Here is a 24,602-nt window from a genome sequence, read left to right on the forward strand (position 1 = left end):
TGGCTCTGCCGATCTGATCGACCCTGTGTCGGGAGTGGTGTGTGGGTGAGTGAGATGACGATCATTGAAGCCGGGTTGCGTGCTCTGGCTGTCGAGACGGCGTCCTGGGCGTACGCGAACTCCGGCACGCGGTTCAAGGTGTTCGCCCAGCCAGGGGTGCCGAGAGACCCATTCGAGAAGATCGAGGACGCCGCCGTCGTTCATCGGCTCACCGGCGCCGCGCCATCGGTTGCGCTGCATATCCCCTGGGATCGGGTAGCCGACTACGCCAAGTTGGCCGATCATGCCAAACAAGAAGGCGTGAAGATCGGCGCGATCAACGCGAACGTCTTCCAGGACGACGACTACAAGCTGGGCAGCGTGACGCATCCCGACCCGTCGGTGCGGCGAAAAGCCACAGACCACCTGCTCGAGTGCATAGATGTCATGGACCTCACCGGGTCGGACACCCTGAAGCTCTGGTTCGCGGACGGCACCAACTACCCCGGCCAGGACAGTATCCGCGCGCGGCAAGACCGCCTCGCCGAGGCCCTCGCGGAGACGTACAACCGCCTCGGGGAGCACCAGAGGATGCTCCTGGAGTACAAACTCTTCGAGCCATCGTTCTACACCATGGATGTGCCGGACTGGGGTACGTCATATGCGCATTGCCTAGAGCTGGGACCAAAGGCGCAAGTGGTCATCGACACCGGCCACCACGCACCTGGCACCAACATCGAGTTCATCGTGGCCTTCCTGCTACGTGCGAACAAGCTCGGCGGATTCGACTTCAACTCACGGTTCTACGCCGACGACGACCTGATGGTGGGCGCCGCGGACCCGTTCCAGTTGTTCCGGATCATGCACGAGATCGTCAGCGCCGGTGCATTGGACCCGGAGGCCGGCATCGCGTTCATGCTCGACCAATGCCACAACATCGAGCCGAAGATCCCGGCGATCATCCGCTCCGTGCTCAACGTTCAGGAACTGACCGCCAAGGCGCTGCTGATCGACGCTTCAGCGTTGGCAGCGGCCCAGGAGAACGGCGATGTGCTAGGCGCCAACGAGATCTTCATGGACGCCTTCTACACCGACGTGCGGCCACTGCTCGCGCAGTGGCGCATAGATCGAGGCCTCGATGCCGACCCTATGGCGGCCTACCGGCAGTCAGGTTACGACGAGAAGATCACAGCGGAGCGGGTCGGCGGCGAACAAGCTGGCTGGGGCGCATGAGGGGCAACGAGAAGGGATGAATGACGTGACGACGCCTGAGGTGCAGGCGCTTCTGGAACGAAGCAACCGGCTCGGATCCGATCCGCGGTACACAAACTACGCCGGCGGCAACACCTCGGCCAAAGGTGTGGCCGTTGATCCGGTGACCGGCGCCGACGTCGAGCTGCTCTGGGTCAAAGGCTCCGGAGGTGACCTGGGGACGCTGACCTCCAACGGCCTTGCGGTGCTGCGGCTGGACCGGATGCGTGCGCTCGTCGACGTCTACCCCGGTGTCGCGCAAGAGGACGAGATGGTGGCCGCCTTCGACTATTGCCTGCACGGCAAGGGTGGCGCGGCGCCGTCGATCGACACCGCGATGCATGGCCTCGTGGACACCGCGCATGTCGATCATCTGCATCCCGACGCGGGCATCGCGCTGGCCACTGCCGCCGAGGGCGAAGCATTGACCAAAGAGTGCTTCGGCGATCGTGTGGTCTGGGTCCCGTGGCGCCGGCCCGGATTCCAGCTCGGTCTCGATATCGCCGCCATCAAGAGGGCGAACCCACAGGCTATCGGCTGCATTCTCGGCGGACACGGGATCACTGCCTGGGGTGAGACCAGCGAAGAGTGCGAGGCCCGGTCGTTGGAGATCATCCAGACCGCCGAGCGGTTCATCTCCACGCGTGGCACCGCTGATCCCTTCGGTCCGGTTGTCGCCGGTCTGGAGCCACTACCCGAGGCGGAACGACGCCGGCGGGCGGCCGAGCTGGCACCGCTGATCCGCGGCCTGGCGTCGACAGACAAGCCGATGGTCGGGCATTTCACCGATTCCGAGGCGGTACTGGACTTCCTGGCTCGGGAAAAGCTGCAGCCTCTGGCCGCGCTGGGAACGTCGTGCCCTGATCATTTTCTGCGCACCAAGGTGCGGCCGTTGGTCCTGGATCTGCCGCCCAGCGCCCCGCTCGCGGAGACGGTGGCCAGGCTCGAGCAACTGCACGCCGCCTACCGCGCGGACTATGCGGCCTACTATTCCCGTCACGCCACTGCCGACAGCCCGCCGATGCGTGGCGCGGACCCGGCAATCGTGCTCGTTCCCGGTGTCGGCATGTTCAGCTTCGGCCAGGACAAGCAGACCGCGCGGGTCGCGGGTGAGTTCTACGTCAATGCCATCAACGTGATGCGCGGGGCCGAAGCCATATCGACATACGCCCCGATTGCCGAGAGCGAGAAGTTCCGGATCGAGTATTGGGCGCTCGAGGAGGCCAAACTTCAGCGCAAGCCCGCGCCGAAGGCACTGGCCGGGCGGGTCGCACTGGTCACCGGGGGCGGTTCCGGCATTGGTAAAGCCATCGCCGCCCGTCTGGCCGCCGAAGGCGCGTGCGTCGTCGTCGCTGACATGAACGCTGACACCGCGGCGGCCACCGCCGCGGAGCTCGGCAGCACCGACGTCGCCGTGCCGGTCACCGTTGACGTCACGGACGAAGCCCAGGTCAGCGCCGCATTCGCGGATGCCGCGCTGGCATTCGGGGGGGTGGACCTGATCGTCAACAACGCCGGGTTGTCGATATCGAAGCCGTTGCTCGAAACAACCGCCCGCGATTGGGACCTGCAACACGATGTCATGGCCCGCGGCTCGTTCCTGGTCTCGCGGGAAGCGGCCCGGGTGATGACCGCGCAACGCATGGGCGGCGACATCGTATACATCGCCAGCAAGAACGGTGTCTTCGCCGGGCCGAACAACGTCGCCTACGGGGCTGCGAAGGCCGACCAGGCACACCAGGTACGGCTGCTCGCGGCAGAGCTGGGCGAACACGGTATCCGGGTCAACGGCGTCAACCCGGATGGAGTTGTCCAAGGGTCCGGCATCTTTGCCGGCGGGTGGGGCGCGCAACGCGCGGCCGTGTACGGCGTCCCGGAGGAAGAGTTGGGTGCCTTCTACGCCAAACGCACCTTGTTGAAGCGCGAAGTGCTCCCCGAGAACGTGGCCAACGCCGTATTCGCACTGACCGGCGGCGAGCTGAGTCACACCACCGGACTGCACATACCGGTCGATGCCGGCGTGGCGGCAGCGTTCCTGCGGTGAGTGCTCCTGCGTCCTGCAGAACGAGCCCTGGAGCGCTCGGTCAGCAGGACGCAGGATCCACTGGTGAGGAGAAGGACGGATGAGCGACGAGACCTTCAGTGCGGCGGCCGTCGATCTGGGAGCTTCCAGCGGGCGGGTGGTCCTGGGCCGGATCGGTCCGGAGCGGCTCGAGGCGGACGTGGTGCACCGATTCGCCAACAAGCCTTATCGCGACGACGAGCGGCTGTGCTGGAATCTCGGCGAGCTGTTCGATGGGATCGTGAACGGCCTGGCGCGGGCTCGTGCCGCAGACCAGGGGCTCGAATCGGTGGCGGTGGATTCGTGGGCGGTGGACTACGGTCTCCTCGACGCCGACGGCTCGCTGCTGGGCGCTCCGGTGCACTACCGCGACTCGCGAACCGATGGGATCATGGACACGATCCGGCAGCGGCTCGGCGACGAGCACCTGTATGCCATCACCGGCCTGCAATTCCTCCCGTTCAACACGCTCTACCAGTTGCTGGCCGAAGGTCCTGAACGGCTGGAGCGAGCGGCGACCATTTTGCTCATGCCAGATCTGCTCACCCACGCGTTGACCGGCGCTGTGGGCGCGGAACGAACCAACGCCTCGACGACCCAGCTCTATGACGTCTCCCGGGGCGAATGGGCGGCGGAACTGGCCACCGACCTGGGGATACCGCGACGAATTCTGCCGGACATTCACGACCCGGGAGACCCGCGTGGCCGGCTGCTGCCGGAGCTCCGGGAGCGGGTGGGCGACGACGGACGGATCATGGTGCGCGCCGCAGGCTCTCACGACACCGCGTCGGCCGTGGCCGCCGTACCTGCGTTGGGGGAACGTTTCGCGTACATCTCCTGCGGAACGTGGTCGTTGGTCGGCGTCGAGCTCGACGCGCCGGTGCTCAGCCTGGAGAGCGCTGCTGCCAATTTCACCAACGAGGTCGGGGTCGACGGCACCATCAGGTACCTGCGAAACGTCATTGGTCTATGGCCGCTGCAGGAGTGTGTCCGTGAGTGGGCGGTTGACGGTGGTTCCGCGTCGGCCGAGTTCGCTGAGTTGCTCGAGGCCGCTAACCGGGAACCGGCGCTGCGCAGTGTGTTCGATCCGGATTCGGCCGAGCTGTTGTCACCTGGTGACATGCCGGAACGTATCCGCAAGCTGTGCGCCGATGCGGGATTGCCGGTCCCCGAGACCCGGGCTGCCGTGGTCCGATGCATCTTGGACAGTCTGGCGATTGGCCATGCTCGTGCGGTCCGTGATGCCTCGCGGTTGTCCGGCCGGGCGGTAGACGTCGTTCACCTGGTGGGTGGCGGCTCGCAGAACCGGCTGCTGGCGCAGCTCACCGCGGAGGCCACGGGGCTTCCGGTTCTGGCTGGGCCAACGGAGGCGACAGCTCTGGGTAACCTGCTGGTGCAGGCGCGTGCCGCGGGCGTTCTGGGGAGCCAGGCCGAAGCACGCGCACTTGTCGCAGCTACGCAGCGGATAGAGCGGTTTGAACCCGCCGGCGGCCTTGACTGGTCGCCCTGGATCGCGGCCTGACCACGCCACGATCACCCCCATCACCGTCACCCACCCCCGGTCACCCACCCCAGTCACCCACCCCAGTCACCCACCCCAGTCACCCACCCCAGTCACCCACCCCAGTCACCCACCCCAGTCACCCACCCCAGTCACCCACCCCAGTCACCCACCCCAGTCACCGTCACCCCGCCACCCTGTTCGGTGATCGTCAGTGGGTTGTGGTCGTAAGCCCACGTAACAAAGCTCGCAAATCGGTCTCCGCGACGACCACAACCCACTGACGATCACCGATACGCGGAGCGTCACTTTTCGAGGTCGGTGATGGTGAGGTCGAGGTGAAACGGCTCGGTCAGGTGGGCTACGTCGCCTACCAGCCAGGCGCCGACCTCGGTGTAGACGCTGGCGTCGTCGGTCAGCGTATAGGCGGTGAGGCTGGTCCGCGGCTCAGTTTCGACACACCAGTAGGCCGGGATCCCGGCCGCGGCATACGTAGCTGGTTTGAGTGTTCGATCGGCAGAAGCCGAGCCGCGCGAGACGACCTCGACCGCTAGTACCAGCTCTGATGGGTAGACGAGCCCGTTGGCCGGCTGACTCGGGTTCATGCCGGCTACAGCGAGGTCCGGTATGAGATACGAGGGATGGATATCCACCACGACCGGCCCCAGAAGGCGATGGGAAGGGTCCAGCGCATCGGCGATGAACTGCTCCAGGCGCGCACGTACCCCCTCGTGGGTTTCGCCGGGCGGCGGCGTCATGTGCAGCCCGCCGTCGATGATCTCGAAGCGCCACGGCGAGTCGGGAAAGCCGCGGAGATCCTCGAATGTCCACGGCTCAACCCGGTCGGTGGGTATTCTGTGCGCCTTGTTGACCACGAGCACCTCCTGCCTGCTGCAAGTTTGCATCACGGTCGATTACGCCGCCAGTCTTGGAACCCGCGCCAATAGGGAGTCGAGTCGCCGGGCTCGCCGGCCCGGCATGCCAGCCGTCGGGAACTACCAACGTTGATCGTCAGGCGACGCACAAACCCAGTGCGACTCCTTCCTCCACCTTGTTGTCCAGGCGCCCGATCCCGCTCACTATCCGGCGCCCCTAATCGCGCGGGTCCTTAGCCGGCCGGCTGGAGCACCCGGGCCACATAGTCCGACGCCGGTTCGTCCCCGGCGACCCTGCCGTCGGCGACGACGACGACCCGGTCGACCCAATGCAGCGACTGCGGCCGATGCGTGACCACCAGTGTCGTCCGCCCGGCCGACGCCACCCGCATCGCCTGGTTGACCCGCCGTTCGCTGGCTAGATCGAGGTTGGACGTGGCCTCGTCGAGAATCAGGATCGACGGGTCATGCAACAGGGCACGTGCGAGGCAGATCAGCTGGCGCTGACCGGCCGACAGTGACCGGCCGCGCTCGGCGACCACGTGGTGGTACCCGCCGGGCAGCCGCTCGATGAACTCGTGAGCTCCTACGGCGCGCGCGGCGGCCTCGACCTCGGCGTCACTCGCAGTTGCTTTCGCGTAGGCGATGTTCTCCCGGACCGTCCGGGAGAACAGGAACGGCTCCTGTGGGACGTAGCCGAGCTGCCGCCGGTAGCTGGTGATGTCGAGCCCGTCCAGTGGCCGGCCGTCGACCAGCACCGTTCCGGAGGTGGGGTCGTAGAAGCGAGCGATCAGCTTGGACAACGTCGACTTTCCGGCGCCGGTGCGACCCACAAAGGCGACACGTTGGCCTGGAGGAACGTGCAACCCCACGTCGCGGATGGCGTCGGTGGAGGTGCCGGCATAGCGCAGCCGCACCTGGTGGAAGCGGACGTCGCCGCGCAGTTGCGGGACCGGTTCGGCGTTGGGCTGGACCGGCGTGGACGTCTCCAGTTCGAGTAACCGGCGGACTCGGACCAAGCCGGTCCGGGCCCGCTGGTACACGTCGAACACTTGGGAGAGCTGCTGGATCGGCGCGAAGACCTGAGCCAGGTACAGCAGGAACGCGATGAGCGTCCCCAGCGCCAGCGTTCCCGCCTCGATCCGGGCTGCTCCGACGCCGAGCACCGCGGCGATGGCGAGCACGGACAGCAGTTCGATGGAGGCGACGTAGGCCGACGTGGCGAAATGTCCGCGCAGACTCGCCGAGACGTACTCGCGGCCGAGCGCTGCGAAGCGCCGCAGGTTGACCGCCTCGCGCCGGAATGCATGGGTGACCCGGATCCCGGCCATGCTTTCCTGGATGTTGGCGTTGATCAGCGATGTCTGCTCGCGGGCGCGGTCATAGGCTGGGAAGGCGCGGCGTCGGTACCACCACGTGCTCAACGCGGCGAACGGGATGACACCGAGTACCACGAGCGCCAGCAGCGGGTCGAGCACGACGACCACCACGGACATTCCCGCGAATGTCGTCAGGCTGACGACGGTGTTGATCAGGCCGACCTGGAAAAGCTGGGCGATGGCGTCCACGTCGGATGTCATCCGGGTCATGATCCGGCCGGCCTGCGTGCGGTCGTAGTAGTCGATTCCTAGCCGTTGCAACTGGCCGAAGATCCGCACCCGCAGCGCGAGCAGGAGACGTTCGGTGCTGCGCGCGGTCCAGAGCAATCCGGTCCGCTGGTCCCACCACAACACACCGACCAGGCCGGCGGCGATGGCGCAGATGGTCAGCAGCACCGGTAGCGAACCGGCCAGCATCCCGTCGTCGACGGCACGACGGACCAGCATCGGGTTGAGCAGTACGATCGCGGCTTCTAGCACGACGAGGCCCAGCCCCACCAGCAGGCCGCCGATGTACGGGCGGATGAACGACGCCAGCCGGAGCGGTCCGGCGGTGCTGCCCTCGCGGGCGAGGTCGACGCCCGGGGCGTCCTTCGGCGGCGGGAGCTTGGCGATCTGCTCGGCGACCGGTTGCGGGATCTCCATCTCTGCCGGCGGCAGATGGCCGGTGGCATCTTGACGGGATTCCCACGCCGATGCGGTGGCCTCGAACCTCCCGGAGCGGGCGCGGCTGATCAGACCGGCCGGACCGGCGTCGTCGGCCGCGTCTTCGGCGTCGCCGAAGAGGTCCCGGTAGAGCGCGGATCGTTGCAGCAGTTCGTGGTGGCTGCCTTGGTCGACGACGCGGCCACCGTCCACAAGGACAACCCGGTCGGCCAGGCGCAGAGTCGACTCACGGTAGGCGACCAAGAGAACGGTTCGCTCGGCCAGGAAGGGTTTGAGGTTCGCGTGAATGCGCTCTTCCACCTGGACATCGACGGACGACGTGGCGTCGTCGAGCAGAAGGATGTCGGGCTCGGCGAGCAGGGCTCGGGCCAGTGCGACCCGCTGCCGCTGTCCACCCGAGAGCGTGATTCCTTCTTCTCCGACCATCGTGTCGTACCCGTCGGAGAGTTCGGTGATGAACTCGTCCGCCGCCGCGGCTTTCGCGGCGGCGCGGATTTCGTCGTCGGTGGCTTCGGGCCGGCCATAGGCGATGTTTGCGCTGATCGTGTCGGAGAACAGGAAACTGTTCTCGAACACGACACCGATCCGGCTCCGCAGTTCTGGCAGCGACCACCGCCGCACGTCGATGCCGTCGACGGTGATGGTTCCGGCGTCGGGGTCGAAGAACCGGGGCAGCATGGTCAGCGCCGTGGACTTGCCACACCCCGAGGGTCCGACCAGCGCTATTGTCTCCCCGGCCGCGACGTCGAGACTGAAACCGTTCATGACCTGGTGACCGTCGCCGTCGGCGTAGGCGAAACGGACCTGATGGAACGACACCGCACCGCCGTCAGAACTGACGTCGACCGGTCGGGCCGGTTCGGTGATCTCGGCTTGCAGATCGAGTAGTTCCCCGACCCGCTCCGTCGCCGCCCGGCACATGGGCGCGTTGGTCAGGACCATGCCGGCGATCCGGGCGACGCCGACCAGCTCGGCGAGGTAACCGGTGCAGGCGAGGAACACGCCGATGGTGAGATGGCCGTTGAGAACCAGGATGCCGCCGACCAACAACACCAGCACCTGCCCGGCCAACGGCGCACCCTGCAACGACGCCATGAAAGGCGCCCGGAGCCGAACCGCGCGGACCCGGGCGGCGAACATGTCCAGTAGTGAGTCGTGCAGTCGGTCTGTCTCGGCCGGCTGCTGGCCGAAGGCGCGCACCACCCGGACGCCGGTGATGGTCTCTTCGACCCGGGTGGTCATCTGGGCTTCGCGCTGCTGCGCGTCCCAACCGGCGGCGTAGACCTTGCGTCGTTGCCGATTGGTCACGGCGAACACCGCGATGATCACCGCGAGGACGAGCGTCGCGACAGGCGGCGACAGCGTGAACATGATCGCGATGGCCAGCGTGGCCGAAAGCAATGAGCCGGCCACTTGCGGGATCCACATCAGCAGCATGTGAACGTAGCGCAGGTCGCTGCTGATCCGGGACACGAGCTGACCACTCTGCAGCTGTGCATGTCCGGTGAAGTCGAGGCGCTGCAGGGTGTCGTAGACGTCGAGGCGGATGTCGTCCTGGATGCGGAACGCGGTCTTGCCCCCGATGTAGCGCCAGCCGGTGGACAGCAGGAACCGGGCGATCGCGATCGAGACGAGCAACACCAGCAGTGGCATCAACGGTGCCGTGCCGTCGATGATGGCGTGATCGATGACCCTGCCCTGGGTGACCGGCACGAGCGCGACCGTGCCAGCCCAGAACAGGGCTAGCAGAATGGAGACGAGCAACGTGCGCTTGTGCTTGAGTAAGTAGGGCTCGAGCCGGCGGAACGTTCCGAGGTGGCTGCGGTTGGAGCCTTGCGGCCTTGAGGGAGTGGGCGAATCTGAAGGTAGCGGGTTTGACGGGCCTGAAGGATTTGCCGATTGGCGGCGCGGCACAACAATCTCCGGGAAGAGTGGAACGGGTGGGGAAAATCCGATGCGGACCGCAACTATCTTACCGGCTCAGATGAGAGCGGCAACAGAATTCTTCACACCGTGCCCCTCACCCCACCTAGATGATCATGTTTGGTGGGTTTCCCCGTGCGTCAATAGGCCTACAGGCATGGTGACGCCCGAGAAAACCCACCAAACATGATCATCTAGGTGGGGTGAGGAAGAGCAGCGTCAGCGGCCCTGGTTCTTGACCGCTTCGATCGCGGCGGCCGCAGCGTCGGGGTCGAGGTACTGTCCGCCCGTGGTGACCGGCCGCATCGACTCGTCGAGTTCATACAGCAGTGGCACACCGGTGGGGATGTTCAGCCCGGCGATGGCGTCGTCGCTGATGCCGTCCAGGTGCTTCACGAGCGCACGCAGTGAGTTCCCATGGGCGACGACCGCCACCGTCTGTCCACGTCGCAGGTCCGGCACGATCGCGTCGTACCAATACGGCAGGAAGCGCTGCAGGACGTCCTTCAAGCACTCGGTGCGAGGCATGACTTCCGACGGGAGGTCCGCGTAGCGGGCATCTCCGACCTGCGAGAACTCGTCGTCGTCAGCGATGGGCGGCGGCGGGGTGTCGTACGAGCGGCGCCAGAGCATGAACTGCTCCTCGCCGAACTCTTCCAAAGTCTGCTTCTTGTCTTTGCCCTGCAGCGCGCCGTAGTGGCGCTCGTTGAGCCGCCAGGAACGACGGACCGGAATCCAGTGCCGGTCTGCGACATCAAGAGTGATGTTGGCGGTGCGAATGGCCCGCCGGAGCACGCTGGTGTGCACGACGTCGGGAAGGACGCCACGCTCGGTCAGCAGTTCGCCGCCACGCCGTGCCTCGGCCTCGCCGGTAGCGGTCAGGTCGACGTCGACCCAGCCGGTGAAGAGGTTCTTCGCGTTCCAATCGCTCTCGCCGTGACGGAGCAGCACCAGACGGTAGGTCATGGCCCGACTTTACCGAGTCTTGTTCACACCCCTTCCAGCCGGGGCGACGATGCCGTGGACGTTGAAGTCGGCGACGGCGACCGGTCAAGCGTCGCGAGGCCGGAGATGCTCGAAGGCGGCCAGGTTGCGGGTGGATTCACCCCGCGCCAGTCTCCAGGCCCACTCGCGCCGGATCGAGCTGGCGAAGCCCAGGTCCAAGATCGTGTTGAACGACGAGTCGGCGGTGTCGAGCACGGCGCCCAGCAGCCGGTCCAGCTCGTCAGCGGTCACGGCATGCAAGGGGAGCTTGGCCACCAGGTAGATGTCGCCGGCCTGGTCGATGGCGAAAGCGATCCCCGGCAGGCGGGCGTTGCGTTCCAGCATCCAGCGATGGACCTCGTCGTGGTTCTCGTCGGGACGGCGCGCCACGAAGGCGTTGACGACGAGACTGTGGTCACGTACTGCCAGGCTGCACGCGGTCGTCAGTTTGCGTTCGCCGGGAAGTTCGACGGAGAACGCTCCCGGGGCGGATTCCTCCCACGGCGCGCCGGAGGCTGCCAGATACTCCCGGACGATGTCGACGGGCTTCATGAGCAACACATCTCGAACAGATCGGCCCGGCGCCGGGCACAAGCATCGGTGTAGACATCAAGGACACGTGCCGCCGTGCTGTCCCAGCCGAATCTCGACGCATGCTCGACCGCGCCGCGGCTGAGCCGCCCCAGCCGGGCGGGGTCGTCCATCAGTGCGCTGATGACGTGAGCCCAGTCGCCCGGATAGTGTCCTTCGACGAGCACACCGGACTGACCATCGTGTACCGCGGTCCGCAACCCCCCGACGGCTGAAGCCACGACAGGTGTGCCGCATGCTTGTGACTCCAGAGCCACGAGGCCGAACGACTCGCTGTACGACGGCACCACGGTCATGTCGCTGGCGCGGTACCAGTCGGCCAGGGTGGCTTGATCAACCGGGGGATGGAAACTGACGACATCGTCTACCCCGAGCGAGCGGGCGAGCTGGGCGATTTCGTCTGGGCGCTCGGCGCCGGTGCCGGACGGACCACCGACGACGGGTACGACGATCCGGCCGCGAAGGTCGGGCTCGGCAGCTAGCAGCCGGGCAACCGTGCGGACGAGCACATCCGGTGCTTTGAGTGGCTGTATTCGTCCGGCGAATAACAGCACTATGGCTTGCTGGGCCAGACCGAGGCGCTGCCGGGCACTGCTCTGGCTGCCTGGTGTGAAGATCGACAGATCAGCGCCAGGCCACACAGTGTCGACTTTGCCTGCTTCAGCACCATATAGCTGGACGAGCTGGCGTGCTTCGTCGTCGGTGTTGGCGATGAGCCGATGGGCGGCCCGTACGACCTGTTCCTCTCCCAGCTCCCTGGGACGTGGCTCGGGGCGCTCTCCCATGGCGAGCGCGCGGTTCTTCACTCTTGCCATGGTGTGCATCGAGTGGACCAGCGGCACTCCCCACCGTTCGGTGGCCAGCTGGCCGACCTGGCCGGAGAGCCAATAGTGCGAATGAACGAGGCTGTACCAACCCGGTTCACGGGCGGCCTCGGCGCGTAGGACGCCGGACGCGAACGAACACATCTGGGCCGGAAGCTCTTCTTTCGGAAGCGGTTCGTAGGGTCCGGCCGCGATGTGCCGGACGGTGACGCCGGGCGCCGCTTCGACCCGGGGCGGGAGATCGGACGACGTGGACCGGGTGAAGATCTCGATCTCGACGCCTGCGGCGGCGAGTTCTCTGGCCAGCTCGACGACGTACACATTCATCCCCCCGGCGTCACCGATGCCGGGCTGATCGAGAGGTGAGGTGTGCACGCTGAGCATGGCTACTCGCCGGGGGACGCCGGTGCGACTCCTGTCAGACACCTGGTAGCGCCCCTTTCTGTCTGGTCGGTCTCGGCTGCTTCGCCTCTTCACAACGTGCTGATTGCTATTTCTCTTCCAACACGGCATGCACCTGATTCATAACTCTGTGGCCAACTCGTAATATGCCATTTGATGCGATCGGTGCAACCTGCCCGGCAGCATGAGCGTCATGGTGAGTGGGGGCGGCGTCGAGCCGTGCTGTGCCGGGCCAGAAGGGGAAGTAGTGCGCAACAGGAAATTCGTGAGGAATGTCCTCATCGCATCGCTGATCGTCGTTGTCGGCGCGGGGGGCGCCTACGGAGTCAACCAGCTCGTCGGCGACGAGACCGCGGAGGCGACCACACCACTGGCTCGGTCGAGTGTGTCAGCCGTCCCGAGCCCGGAGGATGTCGTCACGCTGGAGCCCGCCGAGACCACACCTGAGCCCACCATCACTCCGGAACCCGAACCCACCGAGACGCCCGAGCCGGAACCGTTGCTGGCTGCCGGCGCCAGCGGTGGCGAAGTCCGCGACCTGCAGGCCAGGCTCAAGCAGATCGGCTGGTTCGAGCCGGATATCTCCGGTGAGTACGACGATGTCACGGTTGAAGCCGTGACCGGCTTCCAGGCGCGGCGAGAGCTGCCGGAAACCGGCGAGGTGGACGAGGAGACCTGGGACCGGCTGGTGGGCATGACGCGGGAGCCGACCGACGACGAGATGCACAACCGCATCGTTGCCGGGCCGCCCATCTTGCAGCCCGGTGACTCCGGCGAACGGGTCCGCGAGCTTCAAGCTCGGCTGAAGCAGATCGGCTGGTTCGAGGGCGAGATCACGCCGAACTACGGCGATATGACCAAGCTGGCTGTCGCGGGCTTCCAAGCGCGCCGAGAGCTGCCGGAAACCGGCGACGTCGACCAGGAAACCTGGGACCGGCTGGTCGCCATGACCCAGAAACCCACCGACGACGAGCTGCACAACCGGGAACCGGAGGCGGAGGAACCCGACGAGGACGAGCCCGGCACTGAGGTGCCAGGCCTGGACCCGCGCTGTGCCACTGGACGTGCGCTGTGTATCGACAAAACCAGCAACAGCATGCGCTGGGTCATCGACGGGCAGGTCAAGATGACGCTCGACGTCCGGTTCGGTTCCGAGATGACCCCTACGCGTGAGGGCGGCTTCCAGGTGGGCTGGAAGTCGCGCGATCATGTCTCGTCCTTGTATGACACCCCGATGCCGTACGCGATGTTCTTCAGCGGCGGGCAGGCCGTGCACTATTCACCTGACTTCGCCGAGAACGGCTACAACGGAGCGTCCCACGGCTGCGTCAATGTCCGGGACAGGGACGCCATCGCCTCGCTGTTCGACCAGGTCAACGTCGGCGACAAGGTCATCGTCTACCGGTCCTGACTACCTGACCTCACCGGTGACCAGATATCGCACGTTGGCCGCGATCTCGACGGCGTGGTCGGCGAAGCGTTCGTAGTAGCGGCCGAGGAGCGCGATGTCGACGGCGGCCTCGACGCCCCGGTCCCAGTTCTCGTCGAAGAGCACCAGGAACAGGGAGCGGTGCAGCCGGTCCATCTCGTTGTCGTCCCGGGCCAGCTCGGCGGCCGCGGCGAGGTCGTGACTGCGCAGAACGCCCACCGCCTTGTCCACCATGTTCTCGGCCGTGCGGCCCATGGCGGCAAACGTGCTGCGCAGGTCTTCCGGAACGGCGTGGTCCGGATAGCGCATGCGGGTGATCTTGGCGATGTGGACGGTCAGGTCGCCCATCCGCTCGATATCCGCGGTAGTGCGCAGCGACGACGTCGTGAACCGAAGGTCGCCGGCGACGGGACTCTGGGTGGCCATCACCTCGATGGTCATCTCGTCGATTTCGAGCTGATCCCGGTTGATCGAAGGGTCGGCCTCGACGACCTTTTCGGCGAGCGCCAGATCAGCGGTCAATAATGCGCTGGTGGCCCATCGCATCTGTTCGTTCGCCTTGCGCGCCATGCCGATCAATCGGCCGGTCACGGCGTCGAGTTGTTCGCGGTAGGCGTCGCGCATGGGTCGTACGTCCCGTCGTGAGGTCGGATAGCGGGGCGGTGCCGAAGCTCACGCTAGGACGACAGCATGGACGGACGGCGGCTCAAGGTGAACCAACTGCGAAAATCGGATGAACATAGCCGCCGGGCGGCCGTCTGAGGCGCCTTTTGTGCAGCAAAAGCTCCGATGACCCTTACTATCGATGAATGTGGACGTCATTGCCGCAGGAGTGCTGGCTGCCGTCGTCGGGCTCGCCGTAGGTCTAGTGCTCGGCTGGAGGGTGCGGGCTCGTAGCCGTCAGCCCGTATCTCCGCAGCCGTCAGCTGGCTCGCCGATCCCCGAAGGCGCAGCCGAGGTGGTGGCTGTGCTGCGCTCCAGCGCCATCGTGCTGGACGAGAACACCGCCGTCGTGAAGGCCAGCCCTTCGGCGTACGCGTTCGGGCTGGTGCGGCAGGACCGGATCGCAGTACCGGAATTGTTACGGCTGGCGGAGAAGGTTCAGCGAGACGGCCAGATCCGGGAGCTTCAACTCGAGGTCCCTCGTTCCCGCGACACGACCCAGACGTTGCACGTCTCCGCCCGGGTGGCGCCGCTCGGCGACCGGCTGTTGCTCGCATTGGTCGAGGACCGCACCCATCAGATCCGGATCGATGAGGTCCGGCGGGACTTCGTCGCCAACGTCTCGCATGAGCTCAAGACCCCGGTCGGTGCGCTGATGTTGCTGGCCGAGGCGGTCCAGGACGCCAGCGACGACCCCGAGGCGGTTCAGCGCTTCGCCGCGAGGATGCAGCGCGAAGGCACCCGGCTGAGCCGGCTGGTCGAGGAGATCATCGATCTGTCGCGGTTGCAGTACGACGATCCGGTCGATTCGCCGGAACCGGTGGAGATCGACAACGTGGTCGCGGCTGCCATCGACCGCTGCCGGGTCGATGCCGAGAACCGGCATGTCCGCCTGACCGCGGGAGGAACGGCCGACCTGCAGGTTCTCGGGAATGAGAAGCAACTCGTCATCGCGGTGGGCAACCTCGTCGAGAACGCGGTCAGCTACAGCCCCGAAGGGAGCAAGGTGGCCGTCGGCGTCGGGCGACGTGAGGACTTGGTGGAGATCAGCGTCACCGATCAGGGCTACGGGATCGCCGAGACTGAGCTCGACCGGATCTTCGAGCGTTTCTACCGCGTGGATCCGGCACGTTCCCGGGAGACCGGGGGGACCGGCCTCGGATTGTCAATCGTCAAGCACATCGCCGCCAGCCACGGCGGCGACGTGAATGTGTGGAGCGTGCAAGGCGCGGGCTCGACCTTTACTCTGCGGCTTCCGCTCCATCCGTATCGACCTGGGCAACCGCCGGGGGTCGTTTCGCACGCTGCTAGGGAGGCACCGTGACCCGAGTGCTGGTCGTCGAGGACGAAGAGTCCTTCAGCGACGCACTGTCGTACATGCTCAAGAAGGAAGGCTTCGAGGTGGCAGTCGCCGCGACCGGCGACGACGCTCTCGACGAGTTCGACCGCGCCGGAGCCGATCTTGTGCTGCTCGATCTCATGCTGCCCGGCCTGTCCGGCACCGAGGTATGCAGGCAGCTCCGGCAACGCTCCGCCGTCCCGGTGATCATGCTGACCGCGAAGGACTCCGAGGTGGACAAGGTCGTGGGCCTGGAGTTGGGCGCCGACGACTACGTCACGAAGCCGTTCTCGTCCCGGGAGCTGGTGGCACGGATCCGGGCGGTGCTGCGCCGTGGCACTGAGCCCGCCGAATCCAGCCCGTCGGTACTCGAGGCCGGGCCGGTGCGGATGGACACCGAGCGGCATGTCGTGTCGGTCAGTGGTGTCTCGGTGCGGCTGCCGTTGAAGGAGTTCGAGCTACTGGAGCTGCTCCTGCGTAATGCCGGCCGGGTACTCACCAGGGCGCAGCTGATCGACCGGATCTGGGGCGCGGACTATGTCGGGGACACGAAAACCCTGGACGTGCACGTCAAGCGCCTTCGGGCCAAGATCGAACCGGACCCGGCGACCCCGACGTACCTGCTCACCGTTCGGGGTCTGGGCTACAAGCTGGAGACCTGACTCTCCACACCCGCGCGTCCCGGTGATCATGAGTAGCATGTGGTCGTGGAACAACGACCAGAATCCACTGACGATCATCGAATCGCGACCCCGGGCCACTGACGATCACCGATGAGATGGGCGGTCCGGAACTGGCTGGACAGGTTCCGGGTCGACGTAGCGGGCCGCGGGCCGGACGATCTTGCGGTGCGCGGCTTCCTCCGGAGTGTCGGCGGCCCCACCCCAGCCGCTCGGCCCGACTAGATGATCATGTTTGGTGGGTTTTCTCGCGCCTCACCATGCCTACAGTCCTGTCGACGCACGAGGAAACCCACCAAACATGATCATCTAGGTGGGGATGGAGATCAGGTCGCTGATCCGGACTGGGAGGCCCGTGGCGAAGGAACGGTTGGCGGCGGCGCCGGTCAGCATCGCGTAGGCGCCGTCGACCGGCCCGGCGGCGCGGCCGAGTGGATCCGGCTCCCGAGTGCCCGCGAACACGTCGGCCAGCAGCCGTCGATCGCCGCCACCGTGCCCGCCGCCCCCTTCCTCCTCGAGCCCGATCGGCCGCGGCGTCTCCCACAACGGTCGCAGCGTGAGCCGGGTCTGGTCGATGGGTTCGTTGCCCGGCTGGTCGGCACCGGCGGCATTGGGATCGATGACGTCACCGCTGACGTAGGAGCGCTCGACGACGTCCAGCTCCAGCCTCCCCCGCGTGCCGTTGAAGCCGACCCGGTAGCCCTCCCACGGCGAGTAGGCAGTGAGGTGGTAGCTGAGGGTGGCGCCAGTGTCGTATCGCACGAGCACGGCCATGTCGTCCTCGATGCTGATGCCGTCGGTGAAGACGTTGCGGTCTCGGATGTAGCCGTCCTCGTGCTCGGCGTCCAGATAGAGTGCCTTCAGCTCGGGTGTCGCGGCCAGGTCGATCGCCCAGGGGTCCGTGGCGATGTCCGGGCTGCCGTGACTCCGGTGCGAGCGAACCTTCTCGCCCCGGCGCTCAGCGTTGTCGCTGCCGTAGAAGCGCAGGTCACCGAAGCCGAAGACGGTCTGGGGAACGGCGCCGAGCCACCAGTTGACCAGGTCGAAGTGGTGGCTGGACTTGTGGACCATCAAGCCACCGGAATTGCGCTTGTCCCGGTGCCAGCGACGGAAATAGTCCGCCCCATGCCTGGTATCGAGTAGCCACTCGAAATGCACTGACTGCACGTCACCGATCGCGCCGGAGGAGATGAGCTCCTTGACGGCGCTGTTCCGCGGCGCGTACCGGTAGTTGAACGTCACCGTCAGTTGCCGTCCGGTCCGGGCTTGCGCATCGAGGATTTGCTGACACTTCTCTTCATCCGTGGTCAGCGGCTTCTCGGTGATGACGTCGCGGCCGTGCTCCATCGCCGTGACGATGTACCGGTGATGGGTGCGGTCGACGCTTGTCACGATCACCGCATCAACGCGCTGCTCGTCCAGCATGCGCACGAAGTCCGCCGGGCCGTAGCAAGGCACCGGCCCAGCGCCGAAATCCGTCGCGAACCAGCCGTTGTGGTGGTCCATCCGGGTCTGGTTCACGTCGCACAACGCGACCAGTTCGCCGTCGTCGCTGTGCTCTTCCAGCAGGGCCCGGGTGAACATCTTGGAGCGACTCCCGAGGCCGACTACGGCATAGCGTGCTTTCGGGCGGAGACTGGTCATATGGTCATGCTCCCTTCAAAGTCTGTTCGACGCCGTGCCGGCGCAGGGCGTCGAACCAATACGCCACGGCGTCCATGAGATCGGTGTCGTCCGCCAGGTCGGCGCCGAAAATCTCGTGAACCGCGAACACTTCTCGGACGACGTCCCGGTCCGGCGCGGCGCGCGTCAACATCGGCGTCAGTCGCTCGGCCATCGGGTCGGAGACCTGCAGGGCGTCGCCGTTGTCGTCCCGCCCGATCAGAAATCGCATCCACGCCGCGACGAGCAGCGCCGCCATCGAGGGGACGACCCCATGGGCACGTCGTTCCCGGACGGCGGACAGAACGCGCTGCGGTAGCTTCTGGCTGCCGTCCATGGCGACCTGCGCGGTGCGGTGGCCCAGCGCGGGGTTCGCGAACCTGTCCAGCACGCTTTCCCGGTAATCGATCAGATCAAGACCGTCCGGCGCGACGATTGTCGGCAGTTGGTCGTCGTCGATCAATTGCCTCGCCGCTTGCTCGATACGGGCGTCGGCCAGTGCCTCGGCGATGGTCCTGTACCCGGCCAGCGCTCCCAGGTAGGCGATGAGTGAATGCGTGGCGTTCAGCAGGCGGAGCTTGACGCGCTCGTAGCCGGCGACGTCGGTGGTGAGGATTGCGCCGGCGGCTTCCCATGATGGTCGTGGGCCGCCGAATTCGTCAGCGATCACCCACTGGCTGAACGGCTCGGCGACGACGGCCGCGTCGTCACGCACACCGCTGAGCAGCCGTTGCACCTCCGCGCGGTCGGAGTCGGCCGTGGCTGGAACGATACGGTCGACCATGGTGGACGGGAATGTGGTGTGTCGCTCGATGAAGTCCTGGAGGATATCGGTCCCAGGTCCGGTCAGTCTCTCCGCGAAATCGCGAACCAGCTGGCGGAGGATGGTCCCGTTGTCGCTGAGGTTGTCGCATGAGATCAGTGTGATTGGACCGGCGCCGGCGGCGGCGCGTCTCTGTAGTCCTCTGACCAGCTGGCCGACGACGGTTGCCGGGGGGCGGCCGAGCAGATCCGCCTCGACGTCGGAATCCACGTGGAGCCGCCCGCCGACGGCTCGGTAACCCTTCTCGGTCACGGTGAGGGTCACGACGTGGACGGCTGGATCAGCCAGCGCGGCGACGATGTCCTCCGGCTCGCGCGCCGCGCAGGCGGTACGACGGATGACGCCGACAACGTCGATCTTCGGCGCGCCGCGGGTGGGACGCTCCAGCACGCTGTAGAGGCCGTCCTGCGCGCTGAGCTGGTCGGCGACCTCGGGTGAGCGCTGGCTGGTCGCCATGATGCCCCAGTTGCTGTCTCCAGCAGCCGCGACGGCGTGGGTGTAGCAAGCTTGATGTGCCCGGAAGAACGCGCCCGCGCCGAGGTGGACGAGGCCGATCCGCAGGTCCCGAGGGTCGTACGCCGGGCGCGCGGCAGTCGGTACGCTGCCCAGCGTGGCCAGCGACAGTTGCGGGGCGGGCATCACAGGTCGTACACCTCCTTGGCACGCGCATACGCCATCGCGTGGGCGGTGTCGTGTGCCTCGTCGAGTTCGAGCCGGTGCTCCGCGACCAGCTGCGCCAGGTAGCCACAGTCGACGCGGCGAGCCACGTCATGCCGGACAGGGATGGACGCGAAGGCCCGAGTGTCGTCGTTGAACCCCGCGGTGTTGAAGAAGCCCGCGGTCTCGGTCACCAGTTCCCGGTACCGGCGGATGCCGTGTGGGCTGTCGAAGAACCACCAGGCCGGTCCGAGCAGCATCGCGGGATAGTAGCCGGCGAGCGGGGCGAGCTCGCGCGAATAGGTGGTCTCGTCCAGCGTTGAGACGACGAATCGTAGAGACGGCTCATTGCCGAAGCGGTTGAGCAACGGACGCAGACCGTTCACGTAGTCGATGGTTCCGGGGATGTCCGCGCCCTTGTCCGCCCCGTACCGCGTGTGCAACTGAGGGTCATGGTTGCGGATGGATCCGGGGTGTAGCTGCATGACCAGGTGATCATCCAGGCTCATGGCGGCCATCTGCATGAGCATGTGACCCCGGAACAGTTCGGCGTCCGCCGGATCGGGGGTGCCCTCGGTGACCCTGCGGAAGAGCTTCTCGGCATCGACGTCATTCAGCTCGGCGGTGAATGCGCTGGGGTGGCCGTGGTCGGTGGCCGTGGCGCCCAGCTGTTTGAAGTATTCGCGCCGTTGGCGCAGTGCCGACATGTAGCCCTGGTAAGTCGTCGCATCTTCCCCGGTCACCTCGGACAGCTGACGTAGCGAATCCTGGAAGGCTGGATTCTCCGGGTCCAGAACCTTGTCCGGGCGAAACGTCGGGATCACGGTGCCGTTCCACGCGCTTTCGCGGATCCGCCGGTGGTGTTGGAGTTGATCTGTGGCGTCGTCGGTCGTGGCGAGCGCTTCGATGTTGAACCGTTCGAACAACGCTCGGGGGCGGAAGTCGGGCTGGGCCAGGCGCTCGAGCAGGGTGTCGAAGACGTCGTCGGCGGTGTGGGCGGACAGCCGGGTGTGAATACCGAAGACGTCGGCCAGTTCCATTTCCAGCCATAGTTTGCTTGGCGTGCCGCGGAACAGGTGCCAGTTCTCGCAGAGCCGCCGCCAGACTTGCCGGGAATCGGTCTCTTGCTGGTGTCCTTCCAGGTCCGTCAGCCCGAGTTCGCCATGTGACAGGCCGGCAGAGTGCAGCATCCGGTGGACGTAGTGATCCGGGATCACCAACAGCTCAGCGGGATCGGGAAACGGCTGGTCGTCGGCTAGCAGAGCGGGATCGACGTGCCCGTGCGGGCACACCAGCGGGAGATCCTTCACCTGTGCGTAAAGCTCCCTGGTGATCGCCCGCACCGTGGGATCGGGCGGAAACAAACGCTCGTCTCTCGTATCCGCTTCGGCCATGCCGACGCTCCTAACCGGTTGCATCGAAACCTCTGTCTGCGCGTGGAGCAATTGCGCGACAGCATACAGGAAACCGGTTTCAGAACGTTGCCGGACTCTCCCCTAACGAGACGGAGCTCGTGGCGATTTCAGTCGCCGCGGCCGGTACGAAGATCGGGCGCGCTCATGTCTCCCGTCCCGGGTATGCCCTCGGCGAGCCCGTAGCGCAGATAGACGGTGCCCTTGGAGTCGGCTACAGGCGGTTCCAGGAGCGTGACGTTCGTCGGTACCGCGCCACCGTCGAACACCTTCTTCCCGACGCCGAGCACGATCGGGTGCACCCAGAGGTCGAGACGGTCGAACAGCTTCTCACGCAGGAGGGTCTGTACCAGATTCAGGCTCCCGACGACCTTCACGTGCTCGTGCCGGTCCCGGATCTCTCGTACCCCGCCGGCCAGATCCGGGCCGAGCAGGGTGGAGCCGGCCCACGAAAGAGCGGGCGTGCCGCGAGAGGCAACGTACTTCGGGACGCTGTTGAAGAGCGTGGCTATCTTGTTGTCCTCGCCTTCTTCCTGATTCGGCCAGTAGGCGGCGAAGATGTCATACGTCCGCCGGCCGAGCAGCAGTGCGTCCGTGCCCTCGTAGGCGGCCAGGATCTGCGCTCCGGTGACCTTGTCCAGCAAGGGTGCCTGCCAGCCACCGAACGGGAATCCAAGTGGGTCTTCTTCGGGGGTGCCGGGCGACTGCCCGACGAGGTCGAGGGTAGCGAACAGTTCGATGTGGATGAGGCCCATGACTGCTCCCGATGAGTAGATTGTCGCGGTCACGAAGGTAGACCGGTGGGCGCCCGCGGACTCATCGCCGCGACGGGACCAACTTGTACCGGTGGGCCTGAGGAATGCGCGGAACACTTGCTGCTGACGTTGTTGGGGCGGACCTGTGCGCACCGCGGTTCGCCGGAGGCGACCCTAGTCAGGGGCGGGCCCGGTGCTGCCGCGGACCTGGAGGCGGGGCCGGAACCGGACGTTCTGCTCAGGCTCTTCGTTGTTCATCAAGCCCCAGAGGCGCCGCCAAGCCTCAGGGCCCAGCTGGTCGTGCGGGACCGAGGCCGTGGTGAGCGGCGGCGTCGTGTAACGGGCGAACGGGATGTCGTCGAATCCGACGATCGACATCTGTGCCGGCACCTTGATTCCGAGCTCGTGCAACCGGCTCAGCGCGCCGAAGGCGACGAGGTCGTTATAGGCGATCAGAGCGGTGACATCGAGGTCGAGAAGCTGGTCGGCCACCGCATGCCCATCGGCGAACGTGACCCCGCAGGGCAACTCCACGAGTTCGTAGTTTTCTCCCGCGCCGGCACGCAGGGTCTCCAGCCGGATGCGATTGGATGCGCTGGTGTCCGGGCCGGCAAGAAAAGCCAGCTTGCGGTGACCGAGTCCGAGGAGATGTGCGACGAGATCGCGGATGCCGATCGCGAAATCGATCATCAGCATCGGTGTCTCTATGCCGGGCAGTTCGCGGTTGATGAGGACGAACGGCGAGAGGCGTGGTGCCAGTGCGTGGAGTTGTTCATCAGGCATGCGGGGAGCGCACAGGACTAGGCCGTCGCACCTCCGCCGCGCTTCTATGGCCAGGACCGGCTCCTCGTTGACGTTCTCGTTGGAGTCAGCGACCAGCAGGCGATAGTTCTGCTCGCCGGCCGCTGCGGTCAGACCGTGGAGCACACCCTGGAACATCGGATTGCCAAGATCGGGGACTAGCATCGCGACGATGCCGGTCCGGCCGAGGGCGAGGCTGCGTGCCACTGGGCTGGGCTCGTAGCCCAGCTCTCGTGCCGCAGTGCGGACCCGTTCCGCCAGGTCTGGGGCCACCTTCGGATTGCCGTTCATGACGCGCGACACCGTGGCGCGCGACACCCCTGCCGTCTTGGCGACGAGCCCTATGGTGACCTGAACGGGCTTTGCCGGGCCCGTCACGTCGGTATGACCGTTGTGCTGAGACCGGTTGCTCATCTCTGCGGCCTCCTCACCTCTCGCCATGGATCTGATGCCCAAAGTAGACCACGGCGGGGCGGGGAGGAGCGGGACCGTTCACATGCGGGGTGCCGAGTCTCCGGGATCGGCCGGGCAGCACCCGCACACCGCCACTTTGGTCGCGGCTACTCTTCGTCGTCCTCGATGTCTTCGTCGGTGTCCGCGGGGTCTTCGTCGTCGGCGTCTGCGTCCTCTGGGTCCTCGTCCTCCGCGACATCGAGTGCGGTGTCGTCGTCCGAGGCCGACGACTCGGCGAAAGTCACGTGCGCGTACCGGCCCTCCGCTTCCTTGACCAAGGCCTCGACGGTGACCCGTGGCGCCTCGGCGAAGTGGTACTCGACCTCGGTCAACAGGCCTGGGGTGATCTCGACGTCGGTGAACTCGATCTGCGTGGCGCTGGGCTCGAGGGCGGCGTAACCGCGTGCCGGGATTTCCAGCGGACCGTCCGGGGGCGTCGCCGATGAGCCGGCGACGCGCACCTCGAGAAGCTCGTCGTCGGAGCCGCGGTTGGCGAACGATGTCAGGAGAGTGGCGCGGCCGTCGGCGGACGTGACGACGACGACGTTGCGTAGCCCGATATCGCCCGCTTCTGCCGGAACTCCGTCATATCGCGGGTCCCACCATTGAGACTTGTCTTGGACATTGCACCCGGCGAGTACAAACGCCAGCGTCGGGATGCTGACCAGCACGCAGCGGCGGACGGCAGGTTTCACCGGATGACTCCTCGAGAACAGTGCGGTTCGGTCGTCTTACCGCCGTCAAGGGTACCGAGACGCGAATTCGGCCAGGTCCCGGGGACTTATGAGGGCCTGGTGACAAGGTTGCCGGGAGTGTACCGGCACCCTGTCTCGGCCCTGGCGAACGGGGTGGGAGCACGTGCGGCTTTGAATGTCAACCCCAACCTTCCGTCCTGACCAGCGCAAACGCAGTGGAGGTCCGGCGGAGTCGTGCTATCCTTGCTATGGGAAAGGGGACAGAAACATATGACTTTCAAGGTCGGCGAGACGGTTGTCTACCCGCACCACGGGGCTGCGCTCATCGAAGCGATCGAGTCCCGGGTCATCAAAGGAGAAGAGCGTCAGTACCTCGTCCTGAGGGTCACCCAGGGTGATCTGACGGTCAAGGTTCCGGCGGATAACGTCGACCTTGTCGGCGTCCGTGACGTGGTCAACCAAGAAGGGCTTGACCGGGTCTTCTCGGTCTTACGTGCCCCGCATACCGAAGAACCCACCAACTGGTCACGTCGCTACAAGGCAAACCTGGAGAAGCTCGCTTCCGGGGATGTCATCAAGGTCGCCGAGGTTGTTCGTGACCTCTGGCGGCGAGAGCGTGATCGTGGACTGTCGGCTGGCGAAAAGCGCATGCTGGCCAAGGCGCGGCAGATTCTCGTTTCAGAACTGGCTCTGGCCGAGCACACCAATGAAGACAAGGCAGAGACACTTCTTGACGAGGTCCTGGCTGGCTGAGAAGATCCACGCCTGCTTGTATCGGTTGCCTGAGTCGTCCCGG

At 66.0% G+C, this 24,602-nt stretch carries 20 protein-coding genes; 8 read left to right on the forward strand and 12 right to left on the reverse strand.

Translation table 11 applies throughout. The features are described 5' to 3' along the window. Positions 1 to 54: 54 nt before the first annotated feature. From rhaI to F7O44_RS13715, 3 genes are all read left to right on the forward strand, one after another. The gene (rhaI, locus tag F7O44_RS13705; RefSeq protein WP_187361318.1) at positions 55 to 1,212 is read left to right on the forward strand and encodes an L-rhamnose isomerase; all 1,158 of its coding nucleotides are present in this window, start codon (positions 55 to 57) and stop codon (positions 1,210 to 1,212) included. Positions 1,213 to 1,228: 16 nt separating this feature from the next. Beyond that, complete coding sequence (locus tag F7O44_RS13710) at positions 1,229 to 3,274, forward strand: bifunctional aldolase/short-chain dehydrogenase (protein ID WP_162450808.1); 2,046 nt, start codon at positions 1,229 to 1,231, stop codon at positions 3,272 to 3,274. A gap of 79 nt (positions 3,275 to 3,353) precedes the next feature. After that, entirely contained in the window at positions 3,354 to 4,814 is a 1,461-nt protein-coding gene (locus F7O44_RS13715) for a rhamnulokinase (protein WP_162450809.1), read from the forward strand. A gap of 284 nt (positions 4,815 to 5,098) precedes the next feature. Here the strand turns inward: F7O44_RS13715 and F7O44_RS13720 are convergent, their stop codons facing one another. From F7O44_RS13720 to mshA, 5 genes are all read right to left on the reverse strand, one after another. Further along, positions 5,099 to 5,668: a Uma2 family endonuclease gene (locus F7O44_RS13720; RefSeq protein ID WP_162450810.1), complete on the reverse strand. Its 570-nt coding sequence runs from the start codon at positions 5,666 to 5,668 to the stop codon at positions 5,099 to 5,101. A gap of 233 nt (positions 5,669 to 5,901) precedes the next feature. Then, the gene (locus tag F7O44_RS13725; RefSeq protein ID WP_162450811.1) at positions 5,902 to 9,477 is read right to left on the reverse strand and encodes an ABC transporter ATP-binding protein; all 3,576 of its coding nucleotides are present in this window, start codon (positions 9,475 to 9,477) and stop codon (positions 5,902 to 5,904) included. Between the two features lie 378 nt (positions 9,478 to 9,855). Continuing rightward, positions 9,856 to 10,602, reverse strand: a complete 747-nt coding sequence (locus F7O44_RS13730; protein ID WP_162450812.1) for a phosphoglyceromutase — start codon at positions 10,600 to 10,602, stop codon at positions 9,856 to 9,858. A gap of 84 nt (positions 10,603 to 10,686) precedes the next feature. Then, on the reverse strand, positions 10,687 to 11,172 hold the full coding sequence (locus F7O44_RS13735) for a type III secretion system chaperone family protein (protein WP_162450813.1): 486 nt from the start codon (positions 11,170 to 11,172) through the stop codon (positions 10,687 to 10,689). After that, positions 11,169 to 12,548, reverse strand: a complete 1,380-nt coding sequence (mshA, locus tag F7O44_RS13740; protein WP_162450814.1) for a D-inositol-3-phosphate glycosyltransferase — start codon at positions 12,546 to 12,548, stop codon at positions 11,169 to 11,171. Before mshA ends, F7O44_RS13735 begins: the two co-directional genes overlap by 4 nt. 154 nt (positions 12,549 to 12,702) lie before the next feature. On the opposite strand from mshA, the gene F7O44_RS13745 reads away from it, so the two are divergent. Beyond that, the gene (locus F7O44_RS13745; protein WP_222851346.1) at positions 12,703 to 13,848 is read left to right on the forward strand and encodes a L,D-transpeptidase family protein; all 1,146 of its coding nucleotides are present in this window, start codon (positions 12,703 to 12,705) and stop codon (positions 13,846 to 13,848) included. On the opposite strand, the gene phoU is transcribed toward F7O44_RS13745, so the two are convergent. Then, entirely contained in the window at positions 13,849 to 14,490 is a 642-nt protein-coding gene (gene phoU / locus F7O44_RS13750) for a phosphate signaling complex protein PhoU (protein ID WP_162450816.1), read from the reverse strand. A 181-nt stretch (positions 14,491 to 14,671) separates the two neighbouring features. Between phoU and F7O44_RS13755 the strand changes: the two genes are divergently transcribed. The 3 genes from F7O44_RS13755 (at position 14,672) to F7O44_RS31130 (ending at position 16,773) form a co-directional block, all read left to right on the forward strand. Next, positions 14,672 to 15,853: a sensor histidine kinase gene (locus tag F7O44_RS13755; RefSeq protein WP_162450817.1), complete on the forward strand. Its 1,182-nt coding sequence runs from the start codon at positions 14,672 to 14,674 to the stop codon at positions 15,851 to 15,853. After that, positions 15,850 to 16,530 carry a response regulator gene (locus F7O44_RS13760; RefSeq protein WP_162450818.1) on the forward strand — a complete coding sequence of 227 codons (681 nt, stop codon included), beginning with the start codon at positions 15,850 to 15,852 and terminating at the stop codon, positions 16,528 to 16,530. The genes F7O44_RS13755 and F7O44_RS13760 overlap by 4 nt, the downstream gene beginning before the upstream one ends. A 111-nt stretch (positions 16,531 to 16,641) precedes the next feature. Beyond that, a complete protein-coding gene (locus F7O44_RS31130; protein ID WP_281353553.1) occupies positions 16,642 to 16,773 on the forward strand; it encodes a hypothetical protein in 132 nt (43 codons plus the stop codon). Positions 16,774 to 16,857: 84 nt separating this feature from the next. On the opposite strand, the gene F7O44_RS13765 is transcribed toward F7O44_RS31130, so the two are convergent. The 6 genes from F7O44_RS13765 to F7O44_RS13790 form a co-directional block, all read right to left on the reverse strand. After that, positions 16,858 to 18,192, reverse strand: a complete 1,335-nt coding sequence (locus F7O44_RS13765) for a Gfo/Idh/MocA family protein (protein ID WP_162450819.1) — start codon at positions 18,190 to 18,192, stop codon at positions 16,858 to 16,860. 4 nt (positions 18,193 to 18,196) lie between these two features. Then, positions 18,197 to 19,672 (reverse strand): mannitol dehydrogenase family protein, encoded by a 1,476-nt coding sequence (locus F7O44_RS13770; protein ID WP_162450820.1) that lies wholly within the window; start codon positions 19,670 to 19,672, stop codon positions 18,197 to 18,199. Next, positions 19,672 to 21,084 carry a glucuronate isomerase gene (gene uxaC, locus F7O44_RS13775; RefSeq protein ID WP_162450821.1) on the reverse strand — a complete coding sequence of 471 codons (1,413 nt, stop codon included), beginning with the start codon at positions 21,082 to 21,084 and terminating at the stop codon, positions 19,672 to 19,674. Before uxaC ends, F7O44_RS13770 begins: the two co-directional genes overlap by 1 nt. A gap of 128 nt (positions 21,085 to 21,212) precedes the next feature. Beyond that, positions 21,213 to 21,857, reverse strand: coding sequence for a dihydrofolate reductase family protein (locus F7O44_RS13780; RefSeq protein ID WP_162450822.1), 645 nt, complete (start codon positions 21,855 to 21,857; stop codon positions 21,213 to 21,215). 174 nt (positions 21,858 to 22,031) lie between these two features. Further along, positions 22,032 to 23,072 carry a LacI family DNA-binding transcriptional regulator gene (locus F7O44_RS13785; protein WP_162450823.1) on the reverse strand — a complete coding sequence of 347 codons (1,041 nt, stop codon included), beginning with the start codon at positions 23,070 to 23,072 and terminating at the stop codon, positions 22,032 to 22,034. A gap of 146 nt (positions 23,073 to 23,218) precedes the next feature. After that, positions 23,219 to 23,806, reverse strand: coding sequence for a hypothetical protein (locus F7O44_RS13790; protein ID WP_162450824.1), 588 nt, complete (start codon positions 23,804 to 23,806; stop codon positions 23,219 to 23,221). A gap of 270 nt (positions 23,807 to 24,076) precedes the next feature. Between F7O44_RS13790 and F7O44_RS13795 the strand changes: the two genes are divergently transcribed. Next, complete coding sequence (locus F7O44_RS13795) at positions 24,077 to 24,559, forward strand: CarD family transcriptional regulator (RefSeq protein WP_162450825.1); 483 nt, start codon at positions 24,077 to 24,079, stop codon at positions 24,557 to 24,559. The last annotated feature ends 43 nt before the right edge of the window (positions 24,560 to 24,602 follow it).

The organism is Phytoactinopolyspora mesophila, from assembly GCF_010122465.1.
GTDB classification, from domain to species: domain Bacteria; phylum Actinomycetota; class Actinomycetes; order Jiangellales; family Jiangellaceae; genus Phytoactinopolyspora; species Phytoactinopolyspora mesophila.

Coding starts and splice junctions, on each gene's coding strand:
- F7O44_RS13785 (WP_162450823.1), bottom strand. CDS start 23,072: ATGAGCAACCGGTCTCAGCACAACGGTCATACCGACGTGACGGGCCCG.
- uxaC (WP_162450821.1), bottom strand. CDS start 21,084: ATGGCCGAAGCGGATACGAGAGACGAGCGTTTGTTTCCGCCCGATCCC.
- F7O44_RS13730 (WP_162450812.1), bottom strand. CDS start 10,602: ATGACCTACCGTCTGGTGCTGCTCCGTCACGGCGAGAGCGATTGGAAC.
- rhaI (WP_187361318.1), top strand. CDS start 55: ATGACGATCATTGAAGCCGGGTTGCGTGCTCTGGCTGTCGAGACGGCG.
- F7O44_RS13715 (WP_162450809.1), top strand. CDS start 3,354: ATGAGCGACGAGACCTTCAGTGCGGCGGCCGTCGATCTGGGAGCTTCC.
- F7O44_RS13795 (WP_162450825.1), top strand. CDS start 24,077: ATGACTTTCAAGGTCGGCGAGACGGTTGTCTACCCGCACCACGGGGCT.
- F7O44_RS13710 (WP_162450808.1), top strand. CDS start 1,229: ATGAATGACGTGACGACGCCTGAGGTGCAGGCGCTTCTGGAACGAAGC.
- F7O44_RS13765 (WP_162450819.1), bottom strand. CDS start 18,192: ATGACCAGTCTCCGCCCGAAAGCACGCTATGCCGTAGTCGGCCTCGGG.
- mshA (WP_162450814.1), bottom strand. CDS start 12,548: ATGCCGTGTTGGAAGAGAAATAGCAATCAGCACGTTGTGAAGAGGCGA.
- F7O44_RS13755 (WP_162450817.1), top strand. CDS start 14,672: ATGAATGTGGACGTCATTGCCGCAGGAGTGCTGGCTGCCGTCGTCGGG.
- F7O44_RS13770 (WP_162450820.1), bottom strand. CDS start 19,672: ATGCCCGCCCCGCAACTGTCGCTGGCCACGCTGGGCAGCGTACCGACT.
- phoU (WP_162450816.1), bottom strand. CDS start 14,490: ATGCGCGACGCCTACCGCGAACAACTCGACGCCGTGACCGGCCGATTG.
- F7O44_RS13735 (WP_162450813.1), bottom strand. CDS start 11,172: ATGAAGCCCGTCGACATCGTCCGGGAGTATCTGGCAGCCTCCGGCGCG.
- F7O44_RS31130 (WP_281353553.1), top strand. CDS start 16,642: ATGAGATGGGCGGTCCGGAACTGGCTGGACAGGTTCCGGGTCGACGTA.
- F7O44_RS13780 (WP_162450822.1), bottom strand. CDS start 21,857: ATGGGCCTCATCCACATCGAACTGTTCGCTACCCTCGACCTCGTCGGG.